Annotated in this window: 19 protein-coding genes; 12 read left to right on the top strand and 7 right to left on the bottom strand. The window is 39.9% G+C overall.

What is annotated here, in order from left to right:
* Positions 1–199 precede the first annotated feature (199 nt).
* The 4 genes from prlC (at position 200) to QQK06_RS09810 (ending at position 5,102) form a co-directional block, all read left to right on the top strand.
* Positions 200–2,248, top strand: a complete 2,049-nt coding sequence (gene prlC, locus QQK06_RS09825) for an oligopeptidase A (RefSeq protein ID WP_284244485.1) — start codon at positions 200–202, stop codon at positions 2,246–2,248.
* Positions 2,249–2,381: 133 nt separating this feature from the next.
* A complete protein-coding gene (locus tag QQK06_RS09820; protein ID WP_284244484.1) occupies positions 2,382–3,542 on the top strand; it encodes a GGDEF domain-containing protein in 1,161 nt (386 codons plus the stop codon).
* 70 nt (positions 3,543–3,612) lie between these two features.
* Entirely contained in the window at positions 3,613–4,299 is a 687-nt protein-coding gene (locus tag QQK06_RS09815) for a DNA-3-methyladenine glycosylase I (protein WP_284244483.1), read from the top strand.
* An 8-nt stretch (positions 4,300–4,307) separates the two neighbouring features.
* Complete coding sequence (locus QQK06_RS09810) at positions 4,308–5,102, top strand: class I SAM-dependent methyltransferase (protein WP_284244482.1); 795 nt, start codon at positions 4,308–4,310, stop codon at positions 5,100–5,102.
* Here QQK06_RS09810 and QQK06_RS09805 read toward each other — a convergent pair.
* Positions 5,099–5,587 (bottom strand): hypothetical protein, encoded by a 489-nt coding sequence (locus QQK06_RS09805; RefSeq protein WP_284244481.1) that lies wholly within the window; start codon positions 5,585–5,587, stop codon positions 5,099–5,101. The genes QQK06_RS09810 and QQK06_RS09805 overlap by 4 nt on opposite strands.
* A gap of 297 nt (positions 5,588–5,884) precedes the next feature.
* Here QQK06_RS09805 and QQK06_RS09800 point away from each other — a divergent pair, with 297 nt between their 5' ends.
* From QQK06_RS09800 to ftnA, 4 genes are all read left to right on the top strand, one after another.
* Positions 5,885–7,828, top strand: a complete 1,944-nt coding sequence (locus QQK06_RS09800; RefSeq protein ID WP_284244480.1) for a methyl-accepting chemotaxis protein — start codon at positions 5,885–5,887, stop codon at positions 7,826–7,828.
* A 255-nt stretch (positions 7,829–8,083) separates the two neighbouring features.
* Entirely contained in the window at positions 8,084–9,001 is a 918-nt protein-coding gene (locus QQK06_RS09795) for a cupin-like domain-containing protein (protein ID WP_348541182.1), read from the top strand.
* 271 nt (positions 9,002–9,272) lie between these two features.
* Positions 9,273–9,746 (top strand): peroxiredoxin, encoded by a 474-nt coding sequence (locus QQK06_RS09790; RefSeq protein ID WP_284244479.1) that lies wholly within the window; start codon positions 9,273–9,275, stop codon positions 9,744–9,746.
* Between the two features lie 340 nt (positions 9,747–10,086).
* The gene (gene ftnA, locus QQK06_RS09785; RefSeq protein ID WP_284244478.1) at positions 10,087–10,614 is read left to right on the top strand and encodes a non-heme ferritin; all 528 of its coding nucleotides are present in this window, start codon (positions 10,087–10,089) and stop codon (positions 10,612–10,614) included.
* 393 nt (positions 10,615–11,007) lie between these two features.
* Here the strand turns inward: ftnA and QQK06_RS09780 are convergent, their stop codons facing one another.
* Positions 11,008–11,382, bottom strand: a complete 375-nt coding sequence (locus tag QQK06_RS09780; protein ID WP_284246600.1) for a winged helix-turn-helix domain-containing protein — start codon at positions 11,380–11,382, stop codon at positions 11,008–11,010.
* Between the two features lie 12 nt (positions 11,383–11,394).
* Positions 11,395–12,906 (bottom strand): hypothetical protein, encoded by a 1,512-nt coding sequence (locus QQK06_RS09775; RefSeq protein ID WP_284244477.1) that lies wholly within the window; start codon positions 12,904–12,906, stop codon positions 11,395–11,397.
* Between the two features lie 393 nt (positions 12,907–13,299).
* Between QQK06_RS09775 and QQK06_RS09770 the strand changes: the two genes are divergently transcribed.
* Together QQK06_RS09770 and QQK06_RS09765 are read left to right on the top strand one after the other, a co-directional pair.
* Positions 13,300–13,407 (top strand): hypothetical protein, encoded by a 108-nt coding sequence (locus QQK06_RS09770; protein WP_284244476.1) that lies wholly within the window; start codon positions 13,300–13,302, stop codon positions 13,405–13,407.
* Between the two features lie 121 nt (positions 13,408–13,528).
* Positions 13,529–14,713 (top strand): BaiN/RdsA family NAD(P)/FAD-dependent oxidoreductase, encoded by a 1,185-nt coding sequence (locus QQK06_RS09765; protein ID WP_284244475.1) that lies wholly within the window; start codon positions 13,529–13,531, stop codon positions 14,711–14,713.
* A gap of 4 nt (positions 14,714–14,717) precedes the next feature.
* Here QQK06_RS09765 and QQK06_RS09760 read toward each other — a convergent pair whose 3' ends face one another.
* The 4 genes from QQK06_RS09760 to QQK06_RS09745 all read right to left on the bottom strand — a co-directional run bounded on the left by QQK06_RS09760 (position 14,718) and on the right by QQK06_RS09745 (position 18,214).
* A complete protein-coding gene (locus QQK06_RS09760; protein WP_284244474.1) occupies positions 14,718–16,013 on the bottom strand; it encodes a sensor histidine kinase in 1,296 nt (431 codons plus the stop codon).
* A gap of 15 nt (positions 16,014–16,028) precedes the next feature.
* Entirely contained in the window at positions 16,029–16,703 is a 675-nt protein-coding gene (locus tag QQK06_RS09755; RefSeq protein WP_284244473.1) for a response regulator transcription factor, read from the bottom strand.
* A gap of 45 nt (positions 16,704–16,748) precedes the next feature.
* Positions 16,749–17,201, bottom strand: a complete 453-nt coding sequence (locus QQK06_RS09750) for a nuclear transport factor 2 family protein (RefSeq protein WP_284244472.1) — start codon at positions 17,199–17,201, stop codon at positions 16,749–16,751.
* A gap of 347 nt (positions 17,202–17,548) precedes the next feature.
* Positions 17,549–18,214: a glutathione S-transferase family protein gene (locus QQK06_RS09745; RefSeq protein ID WP_284244471.1), complete on the bottom strand. Its 666-nt coding sequence runs from the start codon at positions 18,212–18,214 to the stop codon at positions 17,549–17,551.
* A gap of 130 nt (positions 18,215–18,344) precedes the next feature.
* On the opposite strand from QQK06_RS09745, the gene QQK06_RS09740 reads away from it, so the two are divergent.
* Together QQK06_RS09740 and QQK06_RS09735 are read left to right on the top strand one after the other, a co-directional pair.
* Complete coding sequence (locus QQK06_RS09740) at positions 18,345–18,821, top strand: Lrp/AsnC family transcriptional regulator (protein WP_284244470.1); 477 nt, start codon at positions 18,345–18,347, stop codon at positions 18,819–18,821.
* A gap of 211 nt (positions 18,822–19,032) precedes the next feature.
* On the top strand, positions 19,033–19,593 hold the full coding sequence (locus tag QQK06_RS09735) for a P-loop NTPase family protein (protein WP_284244469.1): 561 nt from the start codon (positions 19,033–19,035) through the stop codon (positions 19,591–19,593).
* Positions 19,594–19,615: the final 22 nt, after the last annotated feature.

The following is a 19,615-nucleotide window of genomic DNA, read 5'->3' as shown; positions in this document are numbered from 1 at the left end:
AACTGCATTGCTTTCATTATAGAATAGTTCGGCTGTTTTCTAAACGATAGTCGTTAATTTCCCCTAAAACCAGATATTTACAAACTGTTAACAAGCATGATGAGTTGAATAACTCTTGATCTTTTATTAAATACAACTTGAATAATTGCCTTATCGATCTTACATCTAAGTAATCACTTTCAATCACATTTTGATACCTATGACCAATCCCTTATTAATGGCAACAGATTTGCCAAAATTTTCCGAAATAAAGCCTGAACATATTAAACCTGCAGTCGAGCAAGCGATTGCCCACTGCAAAGATGTGATTGCCACAGTATTATCAGAAAATAGTGAGTTTAGCTGGCAAAACTTAGTCGAAACGATTGATGAAGCAGATGATGCCTTAACTAAACTTTGGTCGCCGATATCTCATATGAATTCCGTGGTCAGTAGTGATGAGTTACGTCAAGCGTATGAAGCATGCCTACCACTATTATCTGAATACGGAACGTTCGTTGGCCAACATCAACCATTATTTGAAGCCTATCAACAACTCGCTAATAGTGCTGAGTATCAAACTTTGGACCAAGCTCAGAAAAAAGTCATAGATAATGCGTTGAGAGATTTCAAATTATCAGGCATCGCGTTACCAGAGCAAGATAAAAAACGCTACGGCGAAATCGTCAGCCGCTTGTCTGAATTAGGCTCAGGCTTTAGCAATAACCTGCTTGATGCAACTCATGCATTTAGCGTCAATATCACTGAAGAAACTGAACTGGCTGGATTACCTGATTCAGCAAAAGAAGCTGCCGCACAACTCGCGAAAAGTCAGGATAAAAGTGGTTGGTTATTCACCCTGGATATTCCCAGCTACTTACCCGTAATGATGTATTGTGATAATCGCGCATTACGAGAAAAACTGTATCACGCCTTTGTTACTCGCGCCTCTGATTTAGGGCCAAATGCCGGAGAATTTGATAATAGCGAAGTAATGAATGAAATATTAGCGTTACGCCATGAACTTGCTAAGCTGCTTGGTTTTGAGAGCTTCGCCGAGAAATCACTAGCAACCAAAATGGCAGATTCTCCGCAACAAGTGCTGGAATTTCTTGAGCAACTTGCCGAAAAATCTAAGGCTCAGGGACAAAACGATCTGGCAGAAGTAACCGCTTTTGCTCAACAAGAGTATAACTGTCAAACGCTAGAACCTTGGGATCTCCCCTACTACAGCGAAAAACTTAAACAAAGCCGTTACGCAATTTCAGATGAAGAATTACGGCCGTATTTCCCAGAAAACAAAGTCGTCGCAGGGCTGTTTGAAGTGGTTAACAGACTGTTTGGCATATCAATTAAGGAACAACAAGGTGTAGATACCTGGCATAAAGACGTCAAGTTTTTTGACGTTTTTGACGCTCAGGGGGCTAAACGCGGTAGTTTTTATCTCGATTTATACGCCCGGGCGAAAAAACGTGGTGGAGCCTGGATGGACGATTGCGTTGGTCGGCGTCAGCTGCCTAACGGTGACATTCAACTACCTGTTGCCTATTTAACTTGTAACTTCAATGGACCAGTTGGCGATAAGCCGGCACTCTTTACTCATGATGAAGTCGTCACTTTATTCCATGAATTCGGTCATGGTATTCATCATATGCTCACTCAAATCAATGCCAGCGGCGTTTCCGGTATTGATGGTGTACCTTGGGATGCAGTGGAGTTACCTAGTCAATTTTTAGAAAACTGGTGTTGGCAACCGCAAGCATTAGCTTTTATTTCTCACCACTATCAAACCGGAGAACCTCTGCCACAAGCGATGTTAGATAAAATGCTGGCAGCAAAGAATTTTCAATCAGCGATGCAGATGTTGCGTCAATTAGAATTTGCGTTATTTGATTTTAAAATGCATGCCAATTACCAGCCAGAAAACGATAACAGCCACTACATTCAGTCCATCTTAGATCAGGTACGCGAAGAATATGCGGTAGTTAAAGCCGCTGACTTTAATCGCTTTCAACATAGCTTTAGTCATATATTTGGTGGCGGTTATGCCGCGGGTTATTACAGCTATAAATGGGCAGAAGTCCTTTCTGCTGATGCCTTTGCTCGTTTTGAAGAAGAAGGTATATTTAACCCACAAGTCGGCAAAGACTTTTTAAACCATATTCTGGAAAAAGGCGGTTCACAAGAACCAGGGGAATTATTCAAATCATTTCGTGGTCGTGAACCAGAAATTGATGCATTGTTACGCCACAGTGGCATTAATAGCTAAATCCTTCTCAACGGATGACACAACAGAGCCAAGGTTATTCATAGGCTCTGTTTCAATTTCACCATAAAACACCGCATTTGTTGTATAATCCAAGTAATTCAACCATTTTACTATGATTTCTGGGATATAATTTTTGCAAGAATATATTGTCGCGCTTTCGTATTTTTCTGCCCTGACTATCGTTTGTTTAGTGCTGTATGCCTTTACATATTTACTGCCAAAGCCCGACAATCATAATAAGGCGCGTTCGACCTTTTTCTTTCGTTTAGTATTGCTTTTTACTATTGCCTCATTTGAAGGGCTGTTACTGCGCTATGAACACTTTCCGGTGATTGCAATTGTGCTCGATAATTTCTTTATCCTGTTGATCGCCTATTCACTAATGTTTGCCATCTATACCCGCTATGATTGCGACATTAATTACCGTCACTACTTGCTCTGTGGCGCACATTTGTTGTTTTTTGTTTTGTTAATTTACCTGTTACACAATCAAAACGATAACGACTTTTTCCGGTTTTTTGCGGTAATTATTAATATTTCGATCCCTTATTTTTTTACCATTAAAAAAAGCCATCAGCAATATAAACGCCATCGTATTGGCGATCGAATTTTATATAGTTCGCTGATAATCATCTTTATCGTCTTCGTCGCTTATGTTGCTCTTTATAGCTTTTTCTATAGCCATGATATTCAAGTACCAATAGCTCTTTATTTTGTCACTCTGATTTGTTGTATCTGCGTACTGTTTTTTGGTTTTGCACTCAGCATCATTTATTCATTAGTCGGAAAACTGCGTAAAGAGATTATCACTGACCGATTAACTGGCACTAAAAATCGCAATTATTTAACTGATATTTCCGAGCAAATGATCTCGCTCGCAAAGCGCAATAATACACCGCTATCTTTAATTTTATGTGATATCGATTTGTTTAAAAATATCAATGATAACTACGGTCATGCCGCAGGCGATAAGGTATTAGTTGCCTTTTCAACGTTTGTAAAGCAATCCCTCAGAGCAGAAGATGTTTTTATTCGCATCGGCGGAGAAGAATTTGTTATCTTACTACCACAAATTGATTTAACTCAGGCAATACAAACCGCTGAACGTATCAAAGAGATAATTAATCAGCAGCACATTGAGATTGGATCAGAACACATTCATATTTCAGCAAGTTTTGGCGTCACTCAAGTCGATGTCAGTTCCGGCATAGATAACAATATTAACAACGCTGATATTGCTTTGTATGAAGCAAAACGTACTGGTCGTAATAAAGTGGTCGGTCATCGAACATAAATTGCTTGAACCTGGGTATCAGGCCTCTATAATCTAATTTTTCTTAAATCACAGATCTTAGTCATTATTAATGGAATCATTTAGCACACTGTACCAACGCGCCTGCAAGCGTAAAGGCGGCGAACAAGCATTAAAGCACCTGCTAGGTGATGGTAAACATAATCAGCAAGTAGCGCAGTTAACTGACGATCGAGTACTATCTGCCTTTAGTAAAAAAATCTTCCAGTCAGGTTTTGTCTGGCGAGTAGTTGAGCAAAAATGGCCAGATTTTGAGGAAACTTTTTTCCATTTTGATATTGAGAAAATATTAATGATGCCGGACGAAATGTTAGAAACCAAAGCCAGCGATCCTAAAATTATTCGCAATTTCACCAAAGTGAAAACCATTAAAGCGAATGCACAAATGATTTTTGAGCATAGAGACGAACAAAGCTTTGCCCACGTTATTGCTCACTGGCCAAGTGATGACATAATCGGCTTATGGGCATTTTTAAAACAACATGGCCAACGTTTAGGTGGTAACACCGGACCTTATGCTTTACGTGCTTTAGGTGTCGACACCTTTATCATCAGCAGAGATGTTGAAGCTTATTTCCGCGCACATGACATAGTCACCGGCGGCATTCAAAGTAAAACCAGCCTTAATGCCATTCAGCAGCAGTTTAACCAATGGCAAACGGAATGTGATTTATCGTTAAGCCAATTAAGCCGCCTGGTAGCCTTTGCCACCGGCGATAACCATATTCAGGCGCAATAACAGACACTATGGAATTATTACCAGAAATTGCCGTGGGATATGTCGATCCGTCCGATAAAGCACTGGCTCAATCTATTGCGCAAAAATGGCAGTTTCATTATTTGGGTGATGTCGCAGCCAGTACCAAATTTCCCAGTTTAAAATTTCTGTTGCAAGTTAATATCCAGCAACTGGAGTTAATCAAATGCGATGAGCCTAAACTTGCCGCGATTAAAGTTGATTTTGTTGAAGGGGCAGTAGCGCATCGTCGTAAATTTGGTGGTGGCAGGGGCCAGGATATCGCCAAAGCAATAGGTCTAAAGCACGGTTTCACTCCACATGTGTTAGACGCAACCGCAGGGCTTGGCCGGGACGCTTTTGTTTTGGCATCACTTGGCTGTCAGGTCTCATTAATGGAGCGGATGCCGGTAGTTGCCGCTTTACTGGAAAATGGTCTGACGCGAGCACTACTTAACAATGAAACCAAAATTATTGCTGATCGTATGGAGTTGATTTATTCATCATCTATCGAAAATATGTCAATGATTAATGCGCCAGATGTCATTTATCTCGATCCTATGTACCCGCATAGAGAAAAATCTGCCGCTGTTAAAAAAGAAATGCGGGTATTTCAATCCTTAGTCGGTGAGGACCTGGATGCCGATAATTTACTGACACCAGCTCGTGCTTTGGCTAAATATCGGGTCGTGGTTAAGCGGCCATCCTATGCGCCGCCACTTGATAATGTTAAACCATCTACCAGCATTAAAATGAAAAAAAATCGCTTCGATGTTTACGTTAATCAGGCGATTCCAAAAAATTAATGCCATTCGGGTAAGGTATTAAATTCTGCTTCCGTACTTTTTTCAACATTACGCTCCATGATAATTTGCCAGTTACCATTAACTTTCACATTTAAATCGGCAAAGCTCATATAATATTCAAAGGTCACTTTGCCATTTTTATCGAGCTTTCGATAATGATAAATACCCGTTTCATATGCACTGTCGTCGTTAATGACACGATTGTTAAAGCGCATTCTTAGCTCTGCCTTACCACCGCTTTGGGCAATTTTTTTACCGTCAGCACGCCAACGTTTAAACGACTGGCTGATCAGCTCGGTTTTTTTCTTACTCACTAATACCGCATCTCGGTGATATTGTGCTGCCATTAAATCAAAATCATTAACATCAACTGACTTTATCAACGCGCGATACATGGTATCCGTTTGATAACTTTCAACACCATAAGCGCTAGTTGCCGATAATGACATTATCGCAAATACGGTCAACATAAACTGTCTAAGCATAACTGTATCCTTATTATTGTTCTAATTAACAGCTAACTACTTTACCTTGTTCGTCAAATATGCGCTTGTTATTCAGCCGATAATCTTAGGCATTGGTCGAATTTTACCGTCATTTTTCATCTGTGCTTCACAATATTGTCATATAAGAAAAATAAAATACCCCGCTAACGGCTTATGTCACAATTCTAAAATTGTTCTTATTATCATTGTCATAAATCCGTCATATTTCAGTAACCTAATTGTCATAATTATTAACGACAATTCGCTGCAACTAAATTTTACTATCTAAGGTTTACTGTGCGTGTTTCCAGTTTTTCTCGAGGTTCAGTGGTCGCTATTTGCACCTTTGCCGTTATTTTTGTCTCTACCATGTATCAGGTAGGAGAATCATTAACGAAAAGTCGCGCTAAATATTCAGAATATCAAACCCTTAAAACCCTGATCACGGTTAACTTTAATCGTACTATCTCGCAATACTTGCAAACGGGTGACGCCAGCTTACTCAATGAAGCCGAAGCCCAGCTCGATAATATAGTGCTACACACCAAGACATTAAACATTGCCGCTATCTCGACTGAGATGTCACAACAAGCACAACAGCTAAAAGAAGATATCAATACCAAATACCGAGCAATGGGAAAACTCAGCGGTAACCCGCTCGCCTTACTGCGCAATGGCGAACGCGCTATGACGGCAATTAATCATCAGCTCACAGAGTATGCAGAGCAAAGTACAGCATTAACCACAGAACAAAAAATCAGTTATTTGAAACTGACCAGCAAGATTGCTTATTCGCTTGCTGATCTGATTAATATCCGAGAAAACATCTTTGCCAATCACAATAATAATGAGCAGGCACTGTCAATGACCCTCAATGAGTTAGCTATGTTATCAGAGCGACTGAAAAACTTTCCATCATTAGAAATTTATACCGAAGGCGATGACGAAGATGACTTTTTTGATGATCCCGATGATAAAGAAGAGCTCAGCAGTGATGCAATTAGCGAAATCGCTTCACTTATTCGCCGCTATCAAGGAGAACTTGATTCAACCTTGAGCTTACAACAGCAGCAGCAACAAGGCTTAACGTTACTTTCCGCACAAGTAAAAAAAATTGAAGACATCATAGTGAGTGGTGAAGATGCCATAATTGCAGAGCAAAAGCAGGTCAATCAGCAATTAACAATAATTGTTATCGGTTTGCTGGCATTTTTAGTGACCTTTCTCGCCGCTAATTATTGGTTAATGCGTACCGTTGTGCTAAACCCGCTACGCAAATTACGCGACAGCTTTGTCACTTTGGTCAGTGAAGGTCGCGTTGATAACATTACTGGTATTCCGTCAAAGACAGAATTAGGGGAAATATCGCAAAGTTTTAATCAAATGGTATCGCAGCTAGCAGAAGAAGATAAGCAAAAATCGACTCAGCTCACACTCGTATCTACCGCAATGAAAACCATGGAAGATCAGGCGAGAAATATTCTCAATTCTTCCTCTAGCACCAGTGAGCATTTACACGTTGTCGGTAATATTATGCAGGCGCTGTCTAGCGTTACTGATGAAGTCAATACCTTATCACAGCAAGTGGTGGAAAATGCTCAATCTACCCAACAGGCAATGGACGACAGTCAGGAGAAAGTGACCGAAGTACTGAGTGCTAGTGAGCAAACCAATCAGGCGGCCTGTGCCGGTAAAGAAGCAATCTTATTATTGTCACAATCAGTAGAAAGCGTTGGCTCGATCGTTGATGTTATCAGTTCAATTGCCGATCAAACCAACTTGCTTGCCTTAAACGCAGCAATTGAGGCGGCAAGAGCCGGCGAACATGGTCGCGGTTTTTCCGTAGTGGCAGATGAAGTACGTCAATTAGCAGGAAAAACTCAAGAGTCTCTTGATCAGGTCAGTGAACGTCTTGAACAGCTCAATCAGGCTAGCCGAAGCTTAGAGCAGAATATCTTCGGTATTGAACAAGCGTCGGATCAACAAAAGCAAATTGCTGAACTGTTAAAAGACAATGCCGAAAATGTCGTTCAACGCGCGATCACCTCAGCAACTGTTGCAGCACAAACGCTAGAACAGGTAAATAAACAGCGACGCCATTTTGTTGAATTTGAACAGGCAATGGAAAGTGTCAGCGTTGAGGTGACTCAATCAAGTCAGTTGGCGGATAATATTTCGCAAGATGTTTCTGCTCAGGTAAAAGACATCAGTCAAACGCTAAAATTAGTAGTAAGCGACTAGTTTTAAGCCCGTGCCTCTTATGGATAACCGATATAAGCTTATGAAATAAAAAGCTTTGTAACATTTAATGACAACTAAAGATATTTAGCTATTCGTTCTTTATAATCATTTGCTCTGTGCTAATGAACAGACACTTCTATCATAGGAAATTGTAAACAAAGGACGAACTATGCACCCATTGCCTCAAGTTGCTCAATGGCATAACGTTGACTTAGCGACGATTAAGAATGAAATAGTACCGTTAGGGCAACCCCAATATTAAAAGGTATTATTAGAAACTGGCCAGTAGTAGATTACGCCAATCATTCCTACGATCGTTTATCCCAATATCTCACTAGTAATCATACCAATGAGCAAGTTGGCTACATCTACAGTGAAGGGCAGCAGGGGCGTTTATTCTACAATGAAGATTTCTCCGGAGTTAATTATCAATCCTATCGCGCAACATTCTCTGATGTTATCAATAAAATATTAAAACATAGCAGTAAAGACACCGACAGTGCCTATTACATGAGTAGTGCACCATTAAAGCGGCATTTACCTAAATTTTTAGATGAAAACTATAACGACTTTTTAAACCAAAGTGCCAACCCCAATATATGGATCAGTAACAAAATTACGGTAGCCACTCATTTTGACGTACCAGATAACATCGCATGCTGTATTAGCGGTAAACGTAAATTTACCTTATTCCCCCCTGAACAGATATCAAATTTGTACGTTGGTCCCCTCGATATTACCCCAGCGGGCCAACCGATCAGCTTAGTCGACATCAGAAACCCCGACTATCAGCAATTCCCTAAATTTAAACAGGCACTTAAACAGGCTTTAATTGCTGAGTTAACACCCGGTGATGCCTTATATATCCCCTCTCTCTGGTGGCATAACGTTGAATCACTCGATCATTTCAATGTACTACTGACGTTTTTCCATGATGCAACACCTCCTCATTATGGTTCTGCATTAAACAGTTTGTTACATGGATTAATGAGCATCCGTAATTTACCTCCACATAAAAAACATGCTTGGCAATCATTTTTTAATCATTATATTTTTTCCGATAGCCGACAGCGAGATTTGCATATACCGGCAGAAAGACTTGGTATATTAGGGCAACAGACTCCTGAAATTTCAAATGCATTGAAAAAAATACTAACGATGTCAATGAATTGATAAATGTAAAAATAATAATTTTATCCGTTAATTCCGTGCGATAAGCAGGTTAATCCTCTAAAATTAAAATGAATATTTTCGAGGAAAGCTCCATGGCTAAATCTTTATGTAAATGGAAAAAGAAGGAGATTGAAAAACACCTTCATGAGCTTGCTCATATTGTCGACAAGCCCAGATACCTATGTAAAGATTGCGCCCGATCTGCTCACGATAAAGGCTTTCTTTGTAAAGCAATAAAATTACCACTCACACATCCAACATAAGGTTACTTATGATCAGCGAAAATATGAAAATGCCTGCTGGCCAATTACAACAGTTAAAAGACGGCAATATGGTCAATCACAATACTGACGAACTATTTGCCAATAAAAAAATTGTCTTATTTGCCGTCCCCGGTGCTTTTACTCCAACCTGCTCCGCTGCACACTTACCTGGCTATGTCGTCTCTGCCGACGAAATAAAAGCCAAAGGTGTCGATGAAGTTATTTGCTTGTCTGTTAATGATGCCTTTGTCATGCAAGCCTGGGGTGAAGCACAAAATGCCGAAAATATCATGATGCTCGCCGATGGCGATGGCAGTTACACCAAAGCTTTAGGGCTGGATATGGATACGGGCAGTTTTGGTGGCATACGATCACAACGTTATGCAATGATTATTAACAATGGCATAGTCACTAACTTGCACCTTGAACAACCAAAAAGTTTTGAAGTCAGTAAAGCCGAAGTCATTTTAGATGCACTATAAGCCTTAATAAATGTGGTATTGGCGCTATTTTTTAGCGCCAGCGTCGGCGCTATCCCTACAATTTGCTTTATTTACAATTGCTATAAAATATATCAACTATTTGAGTGATAGAAAGTTAATGAATATTCATCGTAGTTTCTTAAATTTAAACTGTTTGTCAGCAATAATACCCTTGGGGTCAAAGCATCCTGCCCGTAGAAACACATTTAAAATGTAATAAATACAAACGATTAACATTAATCATCTTATTGTTTTATAAGTATTTTTTATTTAACAGTTCTTGAAGCAATAGTGGAAAATGCGTAAAATCAGAGATTAAGTTAAATAATGAGGACAGCAGATGTTAAAACCAGAAATGGTTAAAGAACTTAACCAACAGATTAATCTAGAGTTTTACTCGTCAAATCTCTATTTGCAAATGAGCGCTTGGTGCGAAGAGCAAGGATTTGAAGGTGCTGCGGAATTTATGCGTAAACATGCGCTAGAAGAAATGGACCATATGACACGCCTATTCACTTATGTCAGTGAAACCGGCGCCTTGCCTATTTTAGGGGCGATTGATGCACCACCTCATCAGTTTGATTCATTAGCAGATGTTTTCGAGAAAACTTACGAGCATGAATGTTACATCACTGAGCGTATTAATGCCCTAGCTCACCAGGCATTTACTAATCAAGATTATTCAACCTTTAACTTTCTGCAATGGTATGTCGCCGAACAACACGAAGAAGAAACTTTATTCAAAAGTGTTTTGGATAAAATCAACCTAGTGGGCCATGACGGTCACGCCTTGTTCTTTGTTGATAAAGACTTAGCTGAAATGGCTAAAACCGGTACTAATAGTGTGATGACAGAGTCTGGGGCATAGTCACGCTAATTCCCTTTTTAATTAACCGTCAGATTTATATCAGCACTTATCGTTATCTGACGGTTCCTTTCAGGCCAAAAGCCAATACTCACCAGGCAAGGCATCATTTTCACTGCTTCCTTTAAACCGAAAATGAGTATTTTACTATCAGCATACCTGGTATTGATTGAATCCTATCTTAAGTGTACTAATTTTAAATAAGCCGTTGCCGTTAGGTAGTTGATAATTCAATAAATGAATAAATTTTTTCAATAAAATAAACTGCGCACTTCCGCTTACCTTATTTCCACCCTGTTTACCTTTAACACTAACGCATCGAGCGTAGGGCCTGATTCCTTGTATCAATTAACCCTCAATCAACATGATACCCCTGTGTTTTATCTCATTAGCACCCTACATGGCCGAGCAGGACGCAGTATTATCGCAACATTTAGCTATCGTTTGTAAGCTGACATAGTAACCTTGCCCTCTAATAGACTTTATCACTAAGCCACTTTGTGCCAACGCCAGCTTAGTACGTAAATGAGAAATATGAGTGCTAATACAAGCCTGACAGTCTTTAAAGGGCAAAGAAAAAACCTGCTGAGCAATTTTTTCGTGCATTACCAGCGCCGGAGTATCCGTTAACAACAGCAGTAACAAGTTATATTCCAACCCTGTTAACGCAACTTCTGACTGATGCACCAATAACTGTCGAGCATCAATAAAAAGTTCAGCATTGCCAGCCACCAAAACCTTAACTTTTGCTTCGGCAATGTTACATCTCATCACTTATCTCACCTATTCTATCAACTGATCAAACAAGCTTGCTTTATAGCCACTGACAGAATAGGGATCATTCTCTATCACCATAAACTGATCGCGAGAAGATTCATCCAGTGTCAGCGCAAATGATGTCAACACAATATTGCTGCTATTGTCTTTCGCAGTAACATACACCTGATAAGTATTATTGTTTAAGGTAATCGTGTCGTCAGAAGTAAAACCCAATGAACGCTGATAAAGCGCAGTGGCAATGGTTTCATCGGCGCGAATAAAGTAGACATTCACTAAAGTAAAGTCTTCGCTATCCACCAAATTCACCATATTTATTTTATGATTATAAATACTTTCGCTAGTACTATTGTCCAGCACTAATGAGTGAACAATCACTTCTTGCTGATCGACAATACCGTCACCATCTTCATCAACATCGCCGTCATCATCATCATCGACATTTTTAACGTCAGTATAAAAGATCACCGTTTTATTGGTATTTTCCGGTAACGTTAGTAAATGGTTATGTAGCAAAGATATCTCCTGTTCATTACTAGTAACATCAACACTGTAGTCACCATTATTTACGCGCGACCAATCACTAAGCTGACCATAAGCTAAGTTTTCAATCGTTAATGATTGCTCTAATGCGGTGAAGTTCATCGAAATACTGCCACTATACTCAGGCAATAATTCATGCTCGGCAATGGCGTTATAAACATTAAACTGTGCCTCAGCATTAAAATCGATATACGTGGTTTGCGATGCGCTGGATAATTTGTCCAAAATAAATGGCGAAGCGCCTGCGCCGGTATTTTCGCGGATCACCATTAGATACTGTGATGCATAAAAGTAATCAATAGTTTTCGATTGAAACATCACTTCATCACTGCCCGCTTCCGTCAGATAAAAAACATAGCTGCCCTGATCAAACTTCTGATTTTCCGATAATTGCTGATAACCATAACTACCGACGAGTACAGCTTCACTAAAGGTTTGATCAGATTTAGAAATATAAACATCCGTTGTCATTTCCGGCGAATGTAGATTCAATAAACGAAGATTAAATCGTTCATATAAGTCATCATCAGAGTCGTCAATCAGCTCAATATCATAAACTTGCACATTCGGAGTATTCACATCTTCATTTAAGACAATAAAATGAATTGTATCTTGTTCAATAGTGAGTTCCCCCTGATAAATTAGTGCTAACTCACTACGTTCGCTGCTGTCTCCATCTTGCCAAGCCAATTCATAAAAATAATGATCAGTGCTTAATGTATTACGGTTTAACGCCTGACCAAACTCAACCGCACCAAAAGTAAGTTCGAGATCATCATCTTCACTGGTATCCAAATCTTCATCTACGGTTAAATGAATTGCTGGGGCATTTTTAGACGCATTGAAAAACTTAATATAGCCTTGCTTGTCACTATCGCCACTATCAGAGCCGCAAGCCGTTAGCACTGCTGCAATAACAACGATTAATAGATTATTGATTACTCGCGGAATACCACTTCCAAGATTTATTTTCATTTATTACTTCCTCAGATATAAAAGCTAGCCCAAGGCAATCATTCATACCTTAGGCCTTTGGAAGCAATAGATAAACAACAAAGGAATTAGTTCGGGTCTTTACAAAACCTTTGCATTTCTTAAGATTTCTTGAGCTTTCTCCAATAAATGACTGCCGCTATGCACGCTCACGCCTGCGCAATTTGAACAAAGGTGTTAGAGCCTGCAATGGTTTGTACTTTTTATCGTGTTTTACAATGAAACTCCATACTGTTTGGTCAGGCGAGCACCATCGGGCATTTGCTGATATGCCGCCGCCAACCAGTCTTGGTGGTTTACCCATCAAGCAGTTTGCACCGCGTTCCCCCTGTCATCAAAGGTCGTCGTTAAGCCTCATTTTTTTGGTTACAAAGTATGGGCAGAAACGATGAAAAACGGGCAGTTTTATTTGATATCGATATAGCAATTCAATCATTACGACAGCAAGTTGCTGACTCACCAGAAATCGTACAATTAACTTGAGGTTACCATAATATGATCCGCCAGTGGGTACCAACCTAACCGCTCAGCATTAGCTCATTGTGGCTCGGGCGACAATCTATCGGTATAATGGCGGCATTTGCATAAATGCTAGGTTTTTTTCTTGATCAAAACAGATGTTCTTATAATTGGTGCTGGTGCCGCCGGCTTGATGTGTGCTGCCACAGCGGGTTATCGCGGTAAATCAGTCACTGTTGTCGATATGGGCAAAAAGCCCGGGCGAAAAATTCTGATCTCAGGTGGTGGCCGCTGTAATTTCACTAATGAAAACGCCAAACCAGAAAACTACCTCTGTAAAAACCCACATTTTATCAAATCAGCGATGAGTCGTTACAACGCACAAGACTTTATCGAATTGGTAGAACGCCACGGCATTGAATATCACCATAAAACCTTAGGTCAGCTGTTTTGTGATAATAGCGCTCAGGATATTGTTGACATTTTGATGACCGAATGTGACTGGGCCGGTGTGCAAGTACGGCTGCGCAGCGAAGTGCTTAAAGTAGAAAAAACCAAACAAGGCTTTGAAGTAGCTACCTCGGATGAAAGCTATTTGGCCCACTCTCTGGTGGTCGCCTCTGGCGGTTTAACCATGCCCAAATTAGGGGCTAGTCCTATCGGCTATAAAATCGCCGAACAATTTGGCATATCTGTATTACCCACTAGCGCAGCTCTGGTACCCTTTACCTTACATGACCACGATAAAGAGCGCTTTGATGGTTTGTCCGGCATCAGCATTCCTACAGTAGTCACCAGTGAAAGTGGTGTCAGCTTTAAAGAAAACATCTTATTTACCCACCGCGGTTTGTCCGGCCCAGCAATTTTACAAATATCGTCATTTTGGCAAGCTGGCGAGTCAGTTACTATTGATTTATTACCAGAATATTCAATAGAAGACATTGTGCAACAATGGCGAGAATCTCATCCGAAAAAATCACTAAAAAACCAACTGGCGACCATACTGCCAAAAAGCTTTGTTGAAGCCATGGTCAGCCAGGAAGAAATTATCGATAAAGCTGTTAACCAGCTATGTAAGGATGACATCAGCCAACTTAGTGACCACCTGCATCAATGGCAAATCAAACCCAATGGCACCGAAGGCTACCGCACCGCAGAAGTTACTTTAGGCGGCGTTGACACCGATGAGCTAAGCTCAAAAACTTTTGAAGCGAAAAAAGTACCTAACTTGTATTTTATCGGCGAGGTGATTGACGTCACCGGCTGGCTCGGCGGTTATAATTTTCAGGCCTGTTGGGCTGAGGGTGTTGCCTGCGGCCAAGCCTGTTAACTGTTCAATGCTTTAAATATGGCAATCTTAGTGTAACGACTAAACCAGGGCCATTATCCGCAAACTCAAGCTGGCCTTGGTGTAAATTAACAATGGCTTTAACTAAACTTAACCCAAGCCCTGTTCCAGATTGAGTTCGGCTTTTATCACCACGATAAAAACGCTGTGACAGCTTTTGCATTTCCTCAGGAGGCACGCCAACGCCATTATCTGAAACAGCAATATAAACACTATCACTAATATTGATCGCAACAATAACCTTACCAGCCTGTGGGGCAAATTTAATTGCGTTATCCAATACATTACTGAGCGCCTGAAATAATAGCTGTTTATCTGCATTCACTGCGGCCTTGTTAACAACCACTTTCACGCTGATATTTTTATCTTCGGCCAAGGGTTGATAGAATTCAACAACCTCTTGCACCAGCTCTGACAGTTCAATGGCTGCTAGATTAATCAGCTGTTTACCGGATGCTAATATTGATAATCTTAACAAGGCATTAAATATAAAAATAATATGGTCAATTTCACTGTTGGCTTGCTCAAGTTGTTGTTCTACATCACTCTCACGCGGCGAGATTGTTTCAAGCCTATTTTTAAGTCTGGTAAGTGGAACCCTTAAATCATGTGCGATAGCATCCCCGGTATGCCGGGCATCCTCCATCAATGTTTCAATTTTATTTAACATGCCATTTAGATTGTTTTCCAATTCGTCAAAATCTTTAGAAGACGAGGACTGAGGAAGACGAAGCGATACATCACCTGAGTTAATGATTTGCGATGTTAATTGATTAAGTTTTTGCAATCGACGTTGAATGGTATATCCCCAAAAAAAACTCAATATCGCCGCAATAACTACCGAACCGATAAACAACGATGCGGTTAACATAGGGTTGTCAGCATTGGATTGAGCGCTCCAAACCACAATACGTGCCGTTTTACTTTTATCTAACGGAACAATGTCATAGTGATAGTTGATTGAAGATTTACCTGATACGTTAGTGGGTTCTGTTTTGTTGATGTCGCGAATAGAAAAGCCGTTACTGTGAGCACTATTTGAGGTAATTGCATTACCCTTATCATCTTCAATCACCACATAAACATTGGATGCCAGCCCAGCATATTGAGCTTTTACTTCTTCTATTCCTCCAGTATGAAATGCTGTAGAAATTTTTTTACTTATCTGATGAGTCGGATATTGATCCGATTTATCGTCATGTAAAAACAAAGGAGATATAAGCACGATTAACACAAGGACTAAGGTAAAACTTAATAACCAGGCCTGGTGAGTAATAGACATTCTTATCACTGCACTTTACCCATCAATAATATAACCACTACCACGCACCGTTTGCAGTAACTTTTTATCGTGTCCTTTATCAACTTTGGCTCGTAAGCGACTCATATGAACATCAATAACATTGGTAGCAGGATCAAAATAATAATCCCATACTTTTTCAAATAACATAGAACGAGTGACAATTTGCCCTTTGTTTTCCATCAAATAAGCAAGTAGCTGAAACTCCTTCGTTTGCAGTGAAATGGGATGACCAGAACGGGTAACTTTACGACGGGTTAAATCTAGCGTTAGATCTTCAACTTGCAACACGGTTTCGGTTGAAAACGTCTGCTTGTGTCGCTTGTGTAAAACTTCAAGACGGGCCTGTAGCTCTATCACAGAAAATGGCTTTTCCAGATAATCATCTGCGCCCGCTCTCAAACCTATCACTTTTTGATCAACTTCAGCCAAGGCACTTAGAAACAAGACAGGAGTCTCATTTTTTGATTCACGAAGCACTTTCAACACGGTAAGACCGTCAACATTCGGTAACATGCGGTCAAGCACAATTGCGTCGTATTTTTCAGTCGTTGATAAAAAAAGTGCATCTTTGCCATCATGCGCTTGATCGACAATATGGCCTGATTCTTTTAACGCTTTTGCCAGGTATGCAGCAATTTGTGCATCATCCTCAACGACTAAAACTTTCATTCGACCTTTCCTTGAGAACACACAGTATCTCGACCTATAAACTCATTACTGACTTTTTGAATTTGCCACTATAGGTGTATATTGGGCATAAGTAAATTTCCATTCATTGGCTATTTGTTTGAGGGTAAAAATGACTCGCATTGAAAATAATGTGGCATCACTGTTGGGCGCTTTAAAAGTCTCGGTAAGTGCGATGTAAGCCATGTTTTCAACATAACTCACCTGTAGAACGCTCTTTTCAATCGCTGGTACAAATTTCGTTTTATTCATTGGTTGATAAAATTTCAACACCTTGGCTTTAGTGTCAAACTCACCTTTGGGTGAAATCTCGATAAATTCGTCTGACAACAAGTGATCCAACTTTTTTGGGTCAAATGAGATTTGTGCCAAAATCAAATCATCAACACGTTTTATTAGGTCGCGTTCAATAGGGTTTTGAGCGTTACTGGCGCAAGACAGCATTATGGCAAAGACTAAACAAAGGCTAGGCATTTTCATTGGTAGTTCCAAGGTAATTAAACTAAGTGAACTCAAGAAGTTAACACAGCTCACATTTCAACAACCTTGCTAAAACATTAAGAAAAGTTAATGTTGGTAGATTGGTCTAATTGGCGATATTAAGCAGCAGCAAAATAATTTCGTCTCGTTAATATTTGGTTTGTCTGCATAAACGAATTATTTAACTGAGCAATTTTTCCAATTAAAACTCATGCACCAGCAACAAAGTGACCATAAACCAAGAGGATTGAATATTATGGTTCACTTCGACATGTTCATATAGCCGCCTCGCCGCAAAAATCACCTTGAGCGACGCCGACACAGATGAACTAAGCAAACAGCCAATATTAAGGATCATTTCGATATCCCGGTAAGTAAATTGGTGCGAGTTTATTAGCATCATTCAGCCATTCTTTGACATACGGTCGGTTTAACAATAATTGCACCCAATCGCTTGTTTTTGGCCAACGCTGATCCGGTTGGTAATGTGAAGTCAGCCTGAGCACTGACGGCACAAATGCAATATCTGCTAGTGAATATTCACCAACAAGATAGTCTCCACCAAATTCCGTTATCGATTGTTCCCAAATATCATAAATTCTCTTTATCGTTGCAACTTCATCCGCTGACAGTGTTTTTTTCTCCGGGTAGAACGCACTTTCAAATGATAAACATGAACATAAGCGACCAAAGGTAGAATGTTGCCATGCCGCAAGCGAACGCGCTCTTGCCCGCGCTTGAATATTTATCGGTAATAGCGAGCCGTCACCAAGTTCATTGGCATATTCCATAATTGCCAGCGAATCAGAAACAATAAAGCCATTATCATTTAATACCGGCACCGCAGCAGGCGCAGAAAACTCACCAATGCTTTCAAGATTTTTCCAACGCTGCGGACGTCGGATATCAATAATTTTTTCAGTAAATTCAATACTTTGTTCTTTTAATGCCAACCAGGCACGAAAAGCCCAACTCGATGCATTTCTATTGCCACTGTATAAAATTCTGCTCATTGCTGACCTTAAATGAAATGATTGTCTATTTTTAACTACTATAATTATTTTTTATTCACTTTTCGCTTTATAATGCACTGGTAAACGCCTATTTAAAGTCATTTTTTATTATTTTTCGGGGAATTTATCCATGGATGATTTTGACGTTCAAATCCTAAAGCAGCTACAAACTGATAGCCGCCAAAGTACAGAAGCCGTCGGCAGTAAAATTGGTTTATCTGCCTCATCCTGTCAGCGTCGAATAAAGAAACTCAAGCAGCAAGGCGTTATTCAAACAGAAGTAGCAATATTAGACCGCTCAAAGCTGCCAAACATTATCACAACAATTGTCGAGATCACCTTAGAAAAAGGCGGCGAACAAGCGCTTAATGCCACATTAGATGATTTAAATAACGAAGCAAGTATTCAGCAATTGTATTACATGGCGGGTGATATCGACTTTGTTGTTATAGTGGTAACTAACAACATGGAAGAATTTGATCAGTTATCAAGAAAGCTATTTATGTCGAACACCAATATTAAGAAATTTACCACCAAAGTGGTGATAAAACCGCACAAAACAAATTTAAGCATTCCGTTGGATAAGTTAACAAATAATAGCCACTAAAATTGTAACATTAGGTGTTCAACCGTTGACTTCACTACGCTGTGCTTTCAAGATAAGCATATGACGACAAAATTTAATCAATACTTAGCTCGAATTATCATCATTCCATAGGAATGGTGGGATTTGCTGTGAGTTAAAATTGTCAAACCCGCCCAAGAGGCGGGTTTTGTCATTCTGCCTCTAGGGATAAACGTAAATAAACGGAGGTAATATGAAAAAAATAGCTGTTTTCGGTAAACCCGGTAGTGGTAAATCCACTTTCAGTAAAAAATTAGCGTCTGTGACTGGCATTCAGTTGCACCAATTAGACTCTATTGTTTATAACAGCGATGGTAGTCAGGTAGATAGCCAAACGTATCACGAAAAGCATCAAAATATTCTAGTCTCAGACAGTTGGATTATCGATGGTTTTGGGCCAATAGCCTCTTTCAATAAACGCTTGGATGCTGCTGACACGTTAATTTATATCAACTTACCTTATACGGTGAGTTATTGGTTAGTGACCAAGCGACTATTAAAAGGGTTGTTTATAAAACCAGAAGGTTGGCCTGCCGGCAGTTCAGTATTAAAAGGCAGCATAGCGAGCTATAAAATGTTAAAACTCAGCCCGACATTTTGGCATGGGGATTTCCTACAACAACTAGAAAAAAAGTCACCGGGCAAGTCTGTGTATGTGATCCGCTCACTTGCACAATTAAACCACTTTATCGATAGACATGTGAAGCCCCAAACCACAACGAACAGCAACAAAATAACGTCCCATATAGACTGAACGTTCAACGAACCTGAGACTA

Source organism: Thalassotalea insulae (assembly GCF_030161395.1).
In the GTDB taxonomy this organism is placed as follows: Bacteria; Pseudomonadota; Gammaproteobacteria; order Enterobacterales; family Alteromonadaceae; genus Thalassotalea_E; species Thalassotalea_E insulae.
The sequence above is the reverse complement of the archived record's forward strand: the minus strand, read 5'-3'. Positions and strand labels throughout refer to the sequence as shown.